Origin of the sequence: Segniliparus rotundus DSM 44985, assembly GCF_000092825.1 — a bacterium.
Classification (GTDB): domain Bacteria; phylum Actinomycetota; class Actinomycetes; order Mycobacteriales; family Mycobacteriaceae; genus Segniliparus; species Segniliparus rotundus.
The window spans coordinates 1,906,839-1,919,501 of sequence record NC_014168.1 but is presented as its reverse complement, the minus strand read 5'-3'; the positions used below and the strand labels follow the sequence as shown (position 1 = coordinate 1,919,501).

The 12,663-nt window shown below is 65.2% G+C and carries 13 protein-coding genes and 1 tRNA gene; 6 read left to right on the top strand and 8 right to left on the bottom strand.

Annotated elements, in window-relative coordinates; all coding sequences use genetic code 11:
• The first annotated feature begins 161 nt into the window (after window positions 1-161).
• Window positions 162-812, top strand: a complete 651-nt coding sequence (locus SROT_RS09505; protein WP_013138813.1) for a mycothiol-dependent nitroreductase Rv2466c family protein — start codon at window positions 162-164, stop codon at window positions 810-812.
• On the opposite strand, the gene SROT_RS09500 is transcribed toward SROT_RS09505, so the two are convergent.
• Window positions 809-1,897 carry a M48 family metallopeptidase gene (locus tag SROT_RS09500; RefSeq protein WP_148223580.1) on the bottom strand — a complete coding sequence of 363 codons (1,089 nt, stop codon included), beginning with the start codon at window positions 1,895-1,897 and terminating at the stop codon, window positions 809-811. The two genes, SROT_RS09505 and SROT_RS09500, sit on opposite strands and share 4 nt — an antisense overlap.
• A gap of 197 nt (window positions 1,898-2,094) precedes the next feature.
• Between SROT_RS09500 and SROT_RS09495 the strand changes: the two genes are divergently transcribed.
• Both SROT_RS09495 and SROT_RS09490 read left to right on the top strand, forming a co-directional pair.
• Entirely contained in the window at window positions 2,095-2,559 is a 465-nt protein-coding gene (locus SROT_RS09495; protein WP_013138811.1) for a ribose-5-phosphate isomerase, read from the top strand.
• A gap of 98 nt (window positions 2,560-2,657) precedes the next feature.
• Window positions 2,658-2,731: transfer RNA gene (locus SROT_RS09490), tRNA-Gly, on the top strand.
• Window positions 2,732-3,586: 855 nt separating this feature from the next.
• Here SROT_RS09490 and SROT_RS09485 read toward each other — a convergent pair.
• The 4 genes from SROT_RS09485 to SROT_RS09470 are packed head-to-tail and all read right to left on the bottom strand — an operon-like array spanning window position 3,587 to window position 6,396.
• Entirely contained in the window at window positions 3,587-3,880 is a 294-nt protein-coding gene (locus SROT_RS09485) for a hypothetical protein (protein WP_245535280.1), read from the bottom strand.
• Entirely contained in the window at window positions 3,877-4,380 is a 504-nt protein-coding gene (locus tag SROT_RS09480) for a hypothetical protein (protein WP_013138808.1), read from the bottom strand. Before SROT_RS09480 ends, SROT_RS09485 begins: the two co-directional genes overlap by 4 nt.
• 20 nt (window positions 4,381-4,400) lie before the next feature.
• Window positions 4,401-4,895: a hypothetical protein gene (locus SROT_RS09475; RefSeq protein ID WP_013138807.1), complete on the bottom strand. Its 495-nt coding sequence runs from the start codon at window positions 4,893-4,895 to the stop codon at window positions 4,401-4,403.
• Window positions 4,896-4,926: 31 nt separating this feature from the next.
• Window positions 4,927-6,396, bottom strand: coding sequence for a DUF4185 domain-containing protein (locus SROT_RS09470; RefSeq protein WP_013138806.1), 1,470 nt, complete (start codon window positions 6,394-6,396; stop codon window positions 4,927-4,929).
• A 592-nt stretch (window positions 6,397-6,988) separates the two neighbouring features.
• On the opposite strand from SROT_RS09470, the gene SROT_RS09465 reads away from it, so the two are divergent.
• Complete coding sequence (locus SROT_RS09465; protein WP_013138805.1) at window positions 6,989-8,407, top strand: aldehyde dehydrogenase family protein; 1,419 nt, start codon at window positions 6,989-6,991, stop codon at window positions 8,405-8,407.
• Between the two features lie 3 nt (window positions 8,408-8,410).
• Here the strand turns inward: SROT_RS09465 and SROT_RS09460 are convergent, their stop codons facing one another.
• Window positions 8,411-8,875 (bottom strand): tRNA (cytidine(34)-2'-O)-methyltransferase, encoded by a 465-nt coding sequence (locus tag SROT_RS09460; RefSeq protein WP_013138804.1) that lies wholly within the window; start codon window positions 8,873-8,875, stop codon window positions 8,411-8,413.
• A 51-nt stretch (window positions 8,876-8,926) separates the two neighbouring features.
• Here SROT_RS09460 and SROT_RS09455 point away from each other — a divergent pair, with 51 nt between their 5' ends.
• Window positions 8,927-9,787 carry a bifunctional methylenetetrahydrofolate dehydrogenase/methenyltetrahydrofolate cyclohydrolase gene (locus SROT_RS09455; RefSeq protein ID WP_013138803.1) on the top strand — a complete coding sequence of 287 codons (861 nt, stop codon included), beginning with the start codon at window positions 8,927-8,929 and terminating at the stop codon, window positions 9,785-9,787.
• Entirely contained in the window at window positions 9,784-10,122 is a 339-nt protein-coding gene (locus SROT_RS09450) for a DUF3017 domain-containing protein (protein WP_013138802.1), read from the top strand. The genes SROT_RS09455 and SROT_RS09450 overlap by 4 nt, the downstream gene beginning before the upstream one ends.
• Here the strand turns inward: SROT_RS09450 and metX are convergent.
• The gene (gene metX / locus SROT_RS09445; RefSeq protein WP_013138801.1) at window positions 10,119-11,261 is read right to left on the bottom strand and encodes a homoserine O-acetyltransferase MetX; all 1,143 of its coding nucleotides are present in this window, start codon (window positions 11,259-11,261) and stop codon (window positions 10,119-10,121) included. The two genes, SROT_RS09450 and metX, sit on opposite strands and share 4 nt — an antisense overlap.
• Window positions 11,262-11,355: 94 nt before the next feature.
• Window positions 11,356-12,660: a bifunctional o-acetylhomoserine/o-acetylserine sulfhydrylase gene (locus SROT_RS09440; protein ID WP_013138800.1), complete on the bottom strand. Its 1,305-nt coding sequence runs from the start codon at window positions 12,658-12,660 to the stop codon at window positions 11,356-11,358.
• Between the last annotated feature and the right edge of the window lie 3 nt (window positions 12,661-12,663).

The following is a 12,663-nucleotide window of genomic DNA, read 5'->3' as shown; positions in this document are numbered from 1 at the left end:
TACTGACCGGGTGGGAATGCGCGCCGAGGCAGTGGCGTTGTAGAAAAAGTTGCCGATGTGGTATCGCGCATCGGCCGGGCGCGCACAGCGCCACTGGAAAATGGCCGATCAAGAAAACTGTCACCGAGAACAGCGTCACAGAGAACACCAGGAGGAGCCCCGTGCCAGAGAACAAGAAAGACCTGATCGAGTTTTGGTTCGACCCGGCGTGCCCGTGGTGCTGGCTCACGTCCCGGTGGATCCTCGAAGTCGAGAAGGTCCGCGACGTCGAAGTGAAGTTCCACATCATGAGCCTGTACGTCCTCAACGAAGGCAGGGAAGGCCTGTCCGACTTCTACCGCGAGCGGATGCCGAAGACGCTTCCCGCCGTCCGCGTCATCGAGGCGGCTCGCGAGAAGTTCGGCGAGCAGATCGTTTCCCCGCTCTACACCGCGATCGGCTCGCGTATCCATCAGAACCGCCCCGAGGACGCCCCGCGCCCCGAACAACGCGACCTCATTCCAGCGGCGCTCGCCGAGGTCGGTTTGCCCGCCGAGCTGATCGACGCGGCGAACACGGAGCCGTTCGGATCCGGTCCGCACGACGAGGCAATACGTGCCAGCCATCATGCGGGCATGGACAAGGTGGGGCCCGACGTCGGAACGCCGACGATCCACATCAACGGCGTCGCGTTCTTCGGCCCCGTGCTCTCGCGCGTCCCCAAGGGCGAGGAGGCCGGGGCGGTGTGGGACGGCGCGGTGGCGCTCGCGAACTACCCGTACTTCTACGAGCTCAAGCGCAGCCGGACCGAAGGGCCGCAGTTCGATTTCTAAGCGGGCGGGGTCGGGCCTTGGCCGTGCGGCGGCGCCCATTGGCCTGTCGGCTCCGGGCGGACGTCGCCGTGTCGCGGTTGCGCCGTGCTTTCGTGCGACGTGGCGACGGAAGCCGCAACACGGCCGAACGGCACCGACGGGATGGCTCCTGGCGGTGGCGTGGCTGGTTGCGGGGATCTCGGCGCAACCACGCCGGGGACGAATTTCGGCGCGAAGAACAGCTTGCCCGCTTTCGAACGGTCGCGCAGCGCCCAAGCGCGCCACGTCCCAATCGGGTGGCTCGCGAGGAAGTTCACGAACCACACGAAGAACCCGCGGTCCCTCGCCGCGCGGTCGGCGTAGGCGTCCACATCAACCTGGTGGTTGAGGTATTTGCCGCCCGACAGCAGACGCATGGTGCCCATGGCGCCTTGCGGGTAGACGCTGTAGCCGTGGTTGTCGGCGGTGTACTCCTGCGCTCGGGAAAGCGCCATCTGCAGGGGCGGGAAGTACTGCGCGATTTGGAAGACCAGCATCCGCCAGTAGCTTGTGTGCCCGGCCGCGATGTGGCCGCACTCGTGTCCGATGACAAAGGCGAGCGCGTCCGGGTCGCGGGCCTCGCCGCCCACTTCGAACAGGTCGCTGTAGACGGTGATGAACCGGCGGAAGCCGTGGCCTGAGGCGTTCGCGTTGATCGACCCGTTGCCGGACATGACATAGGCCTCGGGGATTTTCTTCAGCCCGTAGTGCTGCGCGGCGTGCACCACCATCTGATACGCCTGCGGGAATTGCGTCGGTGTGATCTCGACGGCTTGCGAGCGCCGAATGCCCCAGAGCACGCCTCGGCCGAACAGCACGAGCAGCGGTGTGAGCATGATGAAGAAGAACGGGGCGACCGCCCCCAGCCGCTCCGTGAGCCGCGGATGGGCGATGACGATCATGCCGTGGTCCACCGCTGCCTTGTCTTGCACCCCCAGATAGGCGAACACGGCGAGGACCAAGACCAACACGAACACGAACAGCACGAACAAGATCGTGATGACGAGCAAGGGGATCTCGCCGGGGTGGCGCGGGATCGTGAATCGCTGCTGGTGCGCCGGGCGCATGGCGTCAGGGTGCTGGTACGTCTGCGGTTGGGCGAAGCGAGGGTGGTGGCCCGAGCCGCCGCTGTGTGAAAAGTCCGTCACAGCGCAGGAGCCTAGCAGCGGAACATATGGTTCAGCTGAAATTGCGCCGCCGGGGTCGGAGCAGTGTCCTCGGGGGTGCCCGCCCGCTGCCGTCCGATGTCTGCAAGACTGGATCGGTGCGTATCTACCTCGGCGGCGACCATGCCGGTTTTGAGCTCAAAAGCGTTGTGAAACGCCACCTCCTCGACAAAGGCTACGAGGTCTTCGACTGTGGCGCGTACGAGTACGACCCGCAGGACGACTACCCGTCGTTCTGCGTCGACACCGCCCAACAGGTCGTTGCCGACCCCGGCAGCTTGGGGGTCGTCTTCGGCGGCAGCGGCAATGGCGAGCAGATCGCCGCGAACAAAGTGCCGGGCGCGCGTTGCGCGCTCGCGTGGAGCCCCCAGACCGCCCAGCTCGCCCGCGAGCACAACAACGCCCAGCTCATCGGCATCGGCGGGCGTATGCACACCGAAGAGGAAGCATTGGCCATCGTGGACGCCTTCCTCGCCGCGCAATGGTCCGGCGAGCCCCGCCACCAGAGGCGCATCGACCAACTGGCCCATTACGAGCGCACTGGCGAGTTGGAGAAGGCGTAGCTCCCGAACGCTCGGACTTGGCCGATCGAACTTCACGAGGCCTACGCTGATTTGACGTTGTCTGTAGTATCGACATGGCCTGCCCCGAGCGGGCTGTCGCGGATGTAGCTCAATGGTAGAGCCTCAGTCTTCCAAACTGATGACGCGGGTTCGATTCCCGTCATCCGCTCCAAGGAAATCCCAGTTCACGACGAAAGTGATACCAGTTCAGCCCATTTTGCTCCGTCTAGCGTTTCCGCTGGTTGCCGTTAGGTGCCGCCGCCATAGGCCGTCGGGGCGTCGCGACAATCGGGATGAGTGGGAATTGCAGGCAGAACGAAGGCGGAACGCCCGAAACCTCGACGGCTCAAAGGCGAGTGTTTTTTCTACAAGCCTGACTCAGATCTCATGTGGGTGAGGGGTCGCGAGCTTCCCCCGGACGAGGACGGCAGCAGGCGGCGCGTTCAGGTCATGAGCAAGGACCGCGTCGGTTCTGGTCGGGATGACGCAGATGCAACGCGCCGTCCACGTGGTGCTCTACCCCCTCGCCAGCGAGCATTTCTCCAAAGCGGAGCGGGGCGAAGCGGCTGGCCCGGAGCAATCCACCCCTATCTGGGGCTAAGACGCTTCGGCTCGGGGTCGTCCTGCTGCTGATCCTGAGATTTTGCGGCGGTGCTGTTGGTGCTGGGTGGCGTGATGGCGCGCTCAGCGCTCTTGAGAGCGCAGAGCGCAACCGCTATAGCTGGAACCGTCTCAGTGGTGCAGAATTGATAAGAACGCGGCGGGGATGCTGATGGAGAAGACCGGCCAGCCGAAGCAGAAGACCATGCCGGCCAGTGAAGCCGCCATGACCCCTCTTCCGGTGTTACGCCATCGCTCATCTGCCCTGAACATGTAGACGCCCACTCCGAGCGAGGCAAGGAGGATGAACCCGAATTTTGATTCGAGGGTGAATCCTAGAGGATGAGAATTCCGCTGGCGAGCAGGCATGAGAGGAAGCTGACGGGGCTGTCCGCTGGCGCGTTGTTCTCGGGTTTGGTCTTGTCGTTCAAAATGTCACGTTCTCTCTCAGCACGGCGAGCACGACTGGCACGATGAGGCGGCCTATGGCCGCTCCGCGCCATCGGGGGGTTCTCCATATCAGGGGCAGCAGCAGCGCTGCGCACGCCATGACCGAGAAGTTCATGATGAGCGCGGGGCGTTGGCTGGCGGCTTCGTGGGGGAGGAAGTAGCCGATGATCGAATACAGGATTTCGCAAACCGCTGTGATAATTGGCGCGCTCCACGTCGCAGCCGCCCACGACACAGCGGGAAATTTGGCCGATTGCATATGCTGGGTCACGGATTGGCGACGGCGATGAAGACGAGGGCGGTGCCGTCTGGTTGGGGTTGGAGGGCGAGTTTCCGTTCGCTGTAGCCGTTGAAGGCGTGGTCGAGGAGGCATTTGCCACCGTTTTTGTTGGTCATGACGTACCCCTCCCAGGAGTGGGCCATGCCTGTGCAGTCCGCGTCGACACTGCTCGGCGCCGCGCTTGTCCAGGACTCGATTTTGGAGTTTTTGGCGAACGCTTCGACATCCTGTTGGGGAATTCTGGTGATAATCACGGAGTCCTGTCCGCCTTGGAAGTCCTCCCGTGTCGTGGCTTGGACGACAGTCGCGCTTGACGGCAGGACGATCCCGCCGTACTTTTTCGCGAGTTCCTCAGCCCGCGCTGCGTCGTGGTCCGGTTTCGCGGACTGCTCGAACGAGTACCAGGTAAACGCGCCGATGGCGAGGATGGAAATCAGAATGCCGATGGCGATCCCAAACACCCACGGGAGGACTTTTTTGGTCTTAGCCATCGTGGGCTCTGTCTCTGGTATCACCAGGTCCGTGCGCTGTCGTGGGAGAGAACGAACCCGTGCCCAGTCGCGTTCTGACACGCGACAGAACCATCCTCGCCCGCGCCGCACGCGAGATGGTTTTCGGGGGAGCCTTCGATGACGAGTTTGTGTAGCGGTTGCAATTCCTGCACCGCCTCTGCGGTCCCGTCGCGTTCAGCCGACGAGTTGGATACTTGCGAAGATCCCGTCGATTGGACCCGGCCCTCGACCGTGGGGCCGGTTATGTTCACGCACCGAGCTGAGGTGGTCGAGGGGATCATGTAGCAGAGGTAGCCGCTGGTGTCATCCGAGGATTTGAAAGCGACGACGCAATGCTTTGGCCCGTGGTCCGCGCCCGAGCACAGGGTGTAGTCGTCCGCGCTTTCCTGTGCGTATTGCCCGAAGTCGGGTGCGGCTGGCTTGGCTAACGCGATTTGCTGTGCTGCCGCGAACACGGCGGCAGCGGCGATCAAGGCTTTCGGCAAAGTCCTCATGGGGTCGATCCTAGCTCTATTAGCTGTATGTTCACTGCGGGCGGTACCGCCATTCCCCAACCCCGTAGGGCTCGCTGCCCTTGCCCTCTGTGTCCCAGTAGCTGACTGCGAAGCGCAGGTCGTCTGGCTGGGAGTCGGGGAGGATGTAGCCGCCGTATGCTTGGCCGAATCCGGGTGGTTTGGGATAGTCGTTGTGTTCCAAGTCCACGAGTTGGGCTTGCACCCCGGCGAAATCTCCGGGGTTGTCAGCAAGCATGACGTGAAGACCGCCGTCGCCCATGTAGGAGAGGGCGTACTGATCTCCGACGCGGATCATGTTCGGTGTAGCGCCCCCGTCGTTGGTGATCGGATCTCCCACTTGGTACTGCGACCAACTGCCCATGTCCGTGATCTCGTCAACGGGAATGTTGTAGAGGCTGATCGGGCCGTTGGTGTTCTCCGTCGCAGCTACCCACACATGGTCATCCAACTGCATTCCCGTCGCGTAGGTGAGGAAGTTTCCGGAAGGGGTGTCCGCGCTGACGGTCGGCCAGTTTCCATCCGCACCACCGATCTGCACCAGGTGGGAATACTGCGGCTCGAAGAGGGGAGAGCCGTCCGGGTTGTCACCCACATACACGTTGGCGACGTTGAGGAACTGTCGTCCGTCCGAGAGGGTGATAACCCCGCTTGGGTAGTATTGGTGCTCGGGCGCGAGTTGGTGGTCGGCTAAAAGCTGCCCCGGTCCCCATCCCTCGATGGCTGTGACTTTTACTCCTTCAGGCGTGTTCTCGACTTTCGCAGCGACGATCCCGCCGTTGTACCCGGCCGTCTCGCCTGGCTTGTTGGAATCTCCGAAGAGCATGATGGGGGTGCCGTCCGCGAGTTTGGCGGGTATGCCGAGGTCCGCGCCTTTGATCCCTGCCTTCTCTAATTCATGACGGGTGGAGGCGATGTCGCCCACGAATTGCGTCTGGCCTGGTTCCAGGGGGTCGAGCTGGTCTTTGAGGAAGGCAGGGAGGGCCGCTTCGCTCTTGACGCTGTCGAGTTGGTCGCCGAGTTCTTCAGCGAGGTCTTTGTCGGCGGCGAGTTCGGCGGCGTTGAGTTCTTCTGTGGTCTGGTAGTGCAGGGCGGATTCGCGGGTGGCTTGGGCGTGCGCGTGCAAGGCCGCTGCGACCTCGTGGGCGTTGATGTGCTGGTTGGTGATCGCGGCTGTGAACGCTGCGGCGAACGGGGCTCCGACCGGGCCGAGGGCGGTCATCATCATGCCCTGGAACACGCTCGGGTCGAACGCGATGGTGCCGTCGAGCATGAGCGCCATCTGCTCTGTCTGCTCGGCGTACGCCAGCATCACCTCTTGGTCGGCGTTCAGCGGTTGTCCCATTCGTTCCTCCGTCTGCGCGGGAACAGGATACTCCTGTGTCTCGGCGTGGCTGTCGTCCAGTTCTTCGGCAGGGTTGTCCTGGCGTTGGCCGGTGAGCACTGCATCGAGGTCGAAATGCAGCGTGTCGGTGATCTTCATGAGGTCGCCCGCGTTGGCGGTGAGGGGGTTCGTCTCGGCTTCGTGGGCGGAAAAGGTTGCGCCCCCGGCTTTGAGAGCGAGGTCTCCGACGCTTCATCCCCGGTTTTCGCGGGAGTGCCGCACGATCACGGCCCCAGGGCGGGCGGCTGGCTTTTACTGTCACCTACTGTCATCGCCCCCACGCAAGTCGGGGCGGTTTTTGCGTTCTGACGACCAGGTCGTGACGGTCGCGGGAGGTTCAGGCAACCCGTCGCTGTTGAAGCTCGCTCTCTTGGCGACAACAGAGGCTGCAGTTGTGTGTTCTCTGCAGAGAAAACACATGCTCGGTTATTTTTCATCAGCAATGAGCCGCAGTCTTCCACACTGATGACGCGGGTTCGATTCCCGTCATCCGCTCCCATGTTTCCCGGGCGTCTGTTAAGCGCTCGGCGCAGGTCCCCTCTCGTTCCCCAGCCTTCGTTTTCCTGCCACGCTTTCGCCCTGCCAGATGTGTCCGACCTGAGCTGATTGCCGAAAATGTGGCGTAGACTATACATGTGCTATGCGCTACAGCGCTGGATCACTCCTTGCCGACCAGCATGAAAGGGACGATATGACTGCGACTGTCCGCACGAATGGCCACATCCAAGAAACGCTCTCCGCGCGCAGTTCGAAAAGCGTCGTCGCGGACCTGCGCGCCACGTTCGATTCCGGGCGCACCAAGAGCGTCGACTGGCGGTTGCGCCAGCTGGACGCCTTGGAGCGCTTGCTCGTCGAGAACGAAAAGGCCATTGCGGACGCAGTCGAACAAGACTTGGGCCGGGACGCGTTCTACACCTGGATGGTCGAGATCCAGGCGGTCACTATGGAAATCGCGTTCACGCGCAAGCGCCTGCGCCGATGGGTGAAGCCGACGAAAGTCGCTCTGCCGCTCTCGTTCAAGGCGCTCGGCAAAGCGCGCTACGCGCCCACGCCTCGTGGCGTGGTCATGGTCGTCGGCCCGTGGAACTATCCGATCAACCTGTCGCTCGGCCCGCTGATCGGGGCGCTCGCCGCAGGCAACACCGTGGTTGTGAAGCCTTCTGAGATGACGCCCGCCTCGTCCCGGGTCCTCGCGGAGCTTGTGCCGCGCTATCTCGACAAGGACGCGGTCCGTGTGGTCGAAGGCGGCCCGGAGGAAACGCAGGCGCTGATCGGGCAGAAGGTGGACTACATCATGTTCACCGGGAGCGGGCGAGTCGGCAAAATCGTCGCCGCGGCCGCCGCGGAGCACCTCACTCCGGTGACCCTTGAGCTCGGCGGGAAGTGCCCGACGATCGTCGCGAAAGACGCGAATCTGGACGTGGCGGCGCGGCGCATCGTCTCCACCAAGCTCATCAACGTCGGACAGACCTGCATCGCCCCGGACTACGTGCTGGTGGAGAAGCCGGTGGCGGACGAGTTCGTGCGCAAACTCGTCGCCGAGTTCAAAAAGCAACGAACGGACGCGGGCCGCGACGTCCGGGTCGTCAACCGCAAACACGCAGAGCACATCGCCCGGCTGTTGGAGTCCAGCGGCGGCGAGCGCGTCCTGGAAGGAGCGGTGGACCTGGAGAGCCTCCGGGTCGAACCTGCCGTCATCGTGAACCCCGAACCGAGTTCGCCGCTCATGAACGAGGAGATCTTCGGGCCGATCCTGCCGGTGCTGTCCGTCGGGTCCCTCGCTGAGGCGACGGCGTTCGTGCGCGAGCGGGCGCACCCGCTCGCGGTCAACATCTTCAGCGAGTCCAAAACAGTGCAGGAGCAGGTGATGGCCGAGACGAGCTCCGGAGCAGCGGTGGTGAATTGCGCGGTCTTCCATTTCGGCATGCCGATGCTGCCGTTCGGCGGCGTCGGGGCGAGCGGGTACGGCCTCGCCAAGGGCGAGTTCGCCTTCCGCGCTTTCAGCCATTTGCGCGCGGTGTTGTCCTTGAAGACCTGGCCGGATCTGCCGTTGCTCTACCCGCCGTTCACTCGCGCCAAACGCCAGCTCGTGCGCGTGATGCTCCGTTAGGGGTCAGGAACCGCCCGCGAAACCGTGCTGGCGCCAGGCCTCGTACACCGCGATCGTCGCGGCGTTCGCCAGGTTCAACGACCTCCTGCCAGCCAACATGGGGATACGCGCCCGGTCCGACACCCTGGGGTGGTGCGCCACCTCTGCGGGCAGCCCGGTCGGCTCGGGGCCGAACAGCAGCACGTCCCCCGCTTGGTAGGCGATGTTGTCGTGGCGGGTTGAGCCGGCGACGGTGAAGGCGAAGATCCGCGCGTCCGGCACGGCCGCCAAAGCTTCGTCGAACCCAGGATGCACGACCACATGCGCGAGGTCGTGGTAATCCAAGCCGGCCCGGCGCAGTTTCGGTTCTGAGAGGCCGAAGCCCAAGGGTTCGACGAGGTGCAGCTCGCAGCCGGTCGCTGCGGAAACTCTGATGAGGCTGCCGGTGTTGCCCGCGATCCTCGGCTCGAAGAGCATCACTCGGAACATGCCGACCCCCTGTTGGACGGTCGTACGACGGCGGTCTGAGACACTAGGTGCATGACTGCGATTGTGCTTGATGTCCGGTCCGTTCGCGATCAGATCATGGACGATCTGTCCAAACGTGTTGCGTACCTCACTCAAAATGGTGTGATTCCGGGCCTCGGCACGGTCATCGTCGGCGACGATCCGGGCAGTCACGCCTATGTGCGGGGCAAGCACGCTGACTGCGCGGCGCTCGGGATCAGCTCTATCGCGCGGGAGCTGCCATCGGACGCGACGTTCGGCCAAGTGGCCGCGGTGATCGACGAACTCAACGCCGATCAGGGCTGCACCGGTTACATCGTGCAACTGCCTCTGCCGGGCCACCTGGACGAGAGCGCCGCGCTGGAGCGCATCGACCCGGACAAAGACGCGGACGGTTTGCATCCTACGAGCCTCGGCCGTCTCGCGCTCGGCATCCCCGCGCCGCAGGCCTGCACGCCCAAGGGGATCGTGCGCCTGCTCGCCGCGTCGCACACCCCCTTGGCCGGGGCGGACGTGGTGATCGTTGGCAGGGGAGTGACCGTGGGACGCCCGCTGTCGGTCCTGTTGTCCCGCCCGCCCCACAACGCGACGGTCACGGTCTGCCACAGCAAAACGAAAGACCTCGCCGAGCATCTGCGCCGAGCCGACATCGTGGTGGCCGGGGTCGGGAGCCCCGGCTTCATCACCAAAGACATGGTCCGGCCGGGCGCGGTCGTCATCGACGTCGGCCTCACCCGCACGGCGCACGGACTGGTCGGGGATGTGAGCCCGGATGTGCGCGAGGTCGCAGGGGCGGTGTCGCCGAATCCGGGCGGGGTCGGGCTGCTCACACGGGCCATGCTGCTCGCGAACGTGGTGGAGCTCGCCGAACGCCAGACAGGGCAGTCGTTGTGACCGACGACGCGCACGGGCGCCACGCAGGGGCCGAGGGGCACCGCAAGGCGTTGCGGATGCGCCAGGCGCTCAACCAAGCGCCTTTTGCCGCGGTGGTGCTCTTGCTGCTCGTGGCGGCTGTGCTTGTGGAAATCGACCGATGGCGGCGCGGCGGAGCCGTGATCGGCTTCGCCGTGATCGTCGCCGCGGTCTTGCGGGCTGTGCTGCCGACGAACCGGGCCGGTCTGCTCGCGGTGCGCAGCCGCGTCTTCGACGTCGCGGTGCTCGCCCTGGTCGGCGCGGCAATTCTCTGGGTGTCGTGGACGATCAACCCGCTGGGCACCGGGCGGAATTAGCCGCGCTCGGCGCGGGCCAGCGTCTCTTCGATCACTTCGCCCACCGCTTCGGCTTCGACCAGGAAACCGTCATGGCCGTATTTGGAGTGGATCACGCGCAACGGGGAGGAGCCCGCGAGGTGTTTGGCGATTTCCTCTTGCTGGTGCAGCGGGTAGAGCCGGTCGCTGTCGATCCCGGCCACCACAGTCGGCACGTCGCAGCCGCCGAGCGCCGCTTCGATCCCGCCCCGCCCCCGGCCCACATCGTGGTGGTTGAGCGAGTCGGACAGCGCGACGTAGCTGCCGGGGTCGAACCGCGTGGCGAGTTTGCGCGCTTGATGGTCGAGGTAGCTGGTGATGGCGTACCGCCCTCGCCACAGGGGCTCCTCGCCGCTTTGCGCCTCGTTGCCGAACCGTTCGTCCAGCTCTGCTTCGGATCGGTAGGTCAGATGCGCGAACCGGCGCGCGATCCCCATGCCCGCGAGGGGGGCTCGGCCTGTGCTGTGGTAGTCCCCGCCGTGCCAGTCGGGATCGGCCTGAATCGCTTGGATTTGCGCGGTCTGTGTGCCGATTTGGTCTGCTGAGGCCCGCGCGCCGACAGCGAGGACGAGCCCGCTGGCGGTGCGCCGGGGATAGCCGACGATCCATTCGAGCGCCCGCGCGCCGCCCATCGAGCCGCCGATGACGCTGGCGAACCGTCGCACGCCGAGGGCGTCGGCGAGGGCGGCTTCGGCGCGCACCTGGTCGCGGACGGTGATCCGGGGGAAACGCGAGCCCCACGCCTTGCCGTCCGGGCCAGGAGACGACGGCCCGGTTGAACCGCAGCACCCGCCGAGCACGTTGGCGGCGATGACGCACCAGCGCCGGGTGTCGAGCACAGCTCCTGGCCCGACTGTCCCGTCCCACCAGCCAGAGCGGCGCCCGTCCGGCTCGTCGGCCCCGGCGACGTTGTCGTCGCCGGTGAGCGCGTGCAGCACGAGGACGACGTTGTCCAGCCCGGGCGTTGGTTTGCCCCAGCGGCGGAAGGCCATCACAACGCCGACGAGCTGCCCGCCCCGGTCCAGCGGGACCGAGCCGATCCGGACGCGCTGCTGCTCGCCGTCCGGGCAGCGCGCCCAGTCGGTGAGGCGGGGCCGGTCGCCGAGTTCGGTGCCGGTCACGCCGAGGCTGCCTCAGAGCGCCCCGGCGGCATGTTGTGTTCCGCCGGGCGGAGTTCCGACAACTGGCACAGGACCGCGGGCGGAGCCGGTGACTTCATCGGGCCCCTTCGAATCCGAGCACGAGGTCGGCAATGATGTCGTCGACGCCCTCGAGGCCGACTGCGAGCCGCACAAGGCCAGGGGTGACTCCGGCCTGCAGTTGCGCTTGCGGCGTGAGCTGGGAGTGCGTTGTCGAAGCCGGATGGATGACCAACGAGCGGACGTCGCCGATATTCGCCACATGGCTGTGCAGGCGCAAGGCGTTCACGAAGCGCTTGCCCGCGTCCAGTCCGCCGTCGATCTCGAAGGCCAACACAGCGCCTTGCCCCTTCGGCAGCAGCTGTTTCGCGCGCTCGTGCCACGGCGAGGAGGGCAAGCCGGAATAGTTCACCGAGCGCACCTGCGGGTGTCCGGCGAGGAACTCGGCCACTTTTCGGGCGTTGGCGACATGCCGTTCCACGCGCAGGCTCAGCGTCTCCAGCCCCTGAGCCAAGAGGAACGCGTTGAACGGGGACAGCGCCGGGCCCAGATCGCGCAGGAATTGGGTGCGGGCTTTCAGCGCGAAGGCTGGTGGGCCCTGCTCGGCCCACACCAGGCCGTGGTAGCTCGCGTCCGGGGTGGTGTACTGAGGGTAGCGCCCGCTGGCCCAGTCGAAGTTTCCGCCGTCGACCAGCACGCCCGCGATGGCCGTGCCGTGTCCGCCGAGGTATTTGGTCGCGGAGTGCACCACGATGTCCGCCCCGTGTTGGATCGGGTTGAGCAGGTACGGCGTGGCGACGGTGTTGTCCACGACGAGGGCGATGTCGTGCTCGTGCGCCACGTCGGCGACTCCGGGGATGTCGAAGACGTCGCCTAGCGGGTTCGAGATGGTCTCGCCGAAGAACGCCTTCGTGTTCGGCTGCACAGCCGCTCGCCATTGGTCCAGCTTGTCCGGGTCTTCCACGAAAGTGACCTGGACGCCCAGTTTGGGCAAGGTGTGCTGGAGCAAGTTCTGGGTGCCGCCGTAGAGCCGGGGGCTGGACACGATGTGGTCGCCCGCTTCGGCGAGGTTGAGCAGGGCGATCGACTCCGCTGCCTGCCCCGAGCCCAACAGGAGGGCGGCCACGCCGCCTTCCAGGGCGGCGATCCGCTCTTCGACGACGAGGTTCGTCGGGTTCGAGAGCCGGGTGTACGCGTTGCCTTCGACGGAGAGGTCGAAAAGCCCCGCCGCGTGCTCTGTGTCTTGGAAGACGTACGAGGTCGTCTGGTAGATCGGCAGAGCCCTCGCGAAGGTCTGCGAGTCGGGGAACTGGCCCGCGTGGATCTGCTTGGTCTCGAAGCTCCAGTTCGAGGTTTCGGGTGCGGTGGAAGTGTCGGTCACAGT

What these genes read in the sequence shown, in the direction of transcription:
- SROT_RS09465 (WP_013138805.1), top strand. Translation starts at nt 6,989, where the DNA reads ATGACTGCGACTGTCCGCACGAATGGCCACATCCAAGAAACGCTCTCC.
- SROT_RS09500 (WP_148223580.1), bottom strand. Translation starts at nt 1,897, where the DNA reads ATGCGCCCGGCGCACCAGCAGCGATTCACGATCCCGCGCCACCCCGGC.
- SROT_RS09455 (WP_013138803.1), top strand. Translation starts at nt 8,927, where the DNA reads ATGACTGCGATTGTGCTTGATGTCCGGTCCGTTCGCGATCAGATCATG.
- SROT_RS09460 (WP_013138804.1), bottom strand. Translation starts at nt 8,875, where the DNA reads ATGTTCCGAGTGATGCTCTTCGAGCCGAGGATCGCGGGCAACACCGGC.
- SROT_RS09475 (WP_013138807.1), bottom strand. Translation starts at nt 4,895, where the DNA reads ATGAGGACTTTGCCGAAAGCCTTGATCGCCGCTGCCGCCGTGTTCGCG.
- SROT_RS09470 (WP_013138806.1), bottom strand. Translation starts at nt 6,396, where the DNA reads ATGAAGATCACCGACACGCTGCATTTCGACCTCGATGCAGTGCTCACC.
- SROT_RS09480 (WP_013138808.1), bottom strand. Translation starts at nt 4,380, where the DNA reads ATGGCTAAGACCAAAAAAGTCCTCCCGTGGGTGTTTGGGATCGCCATC.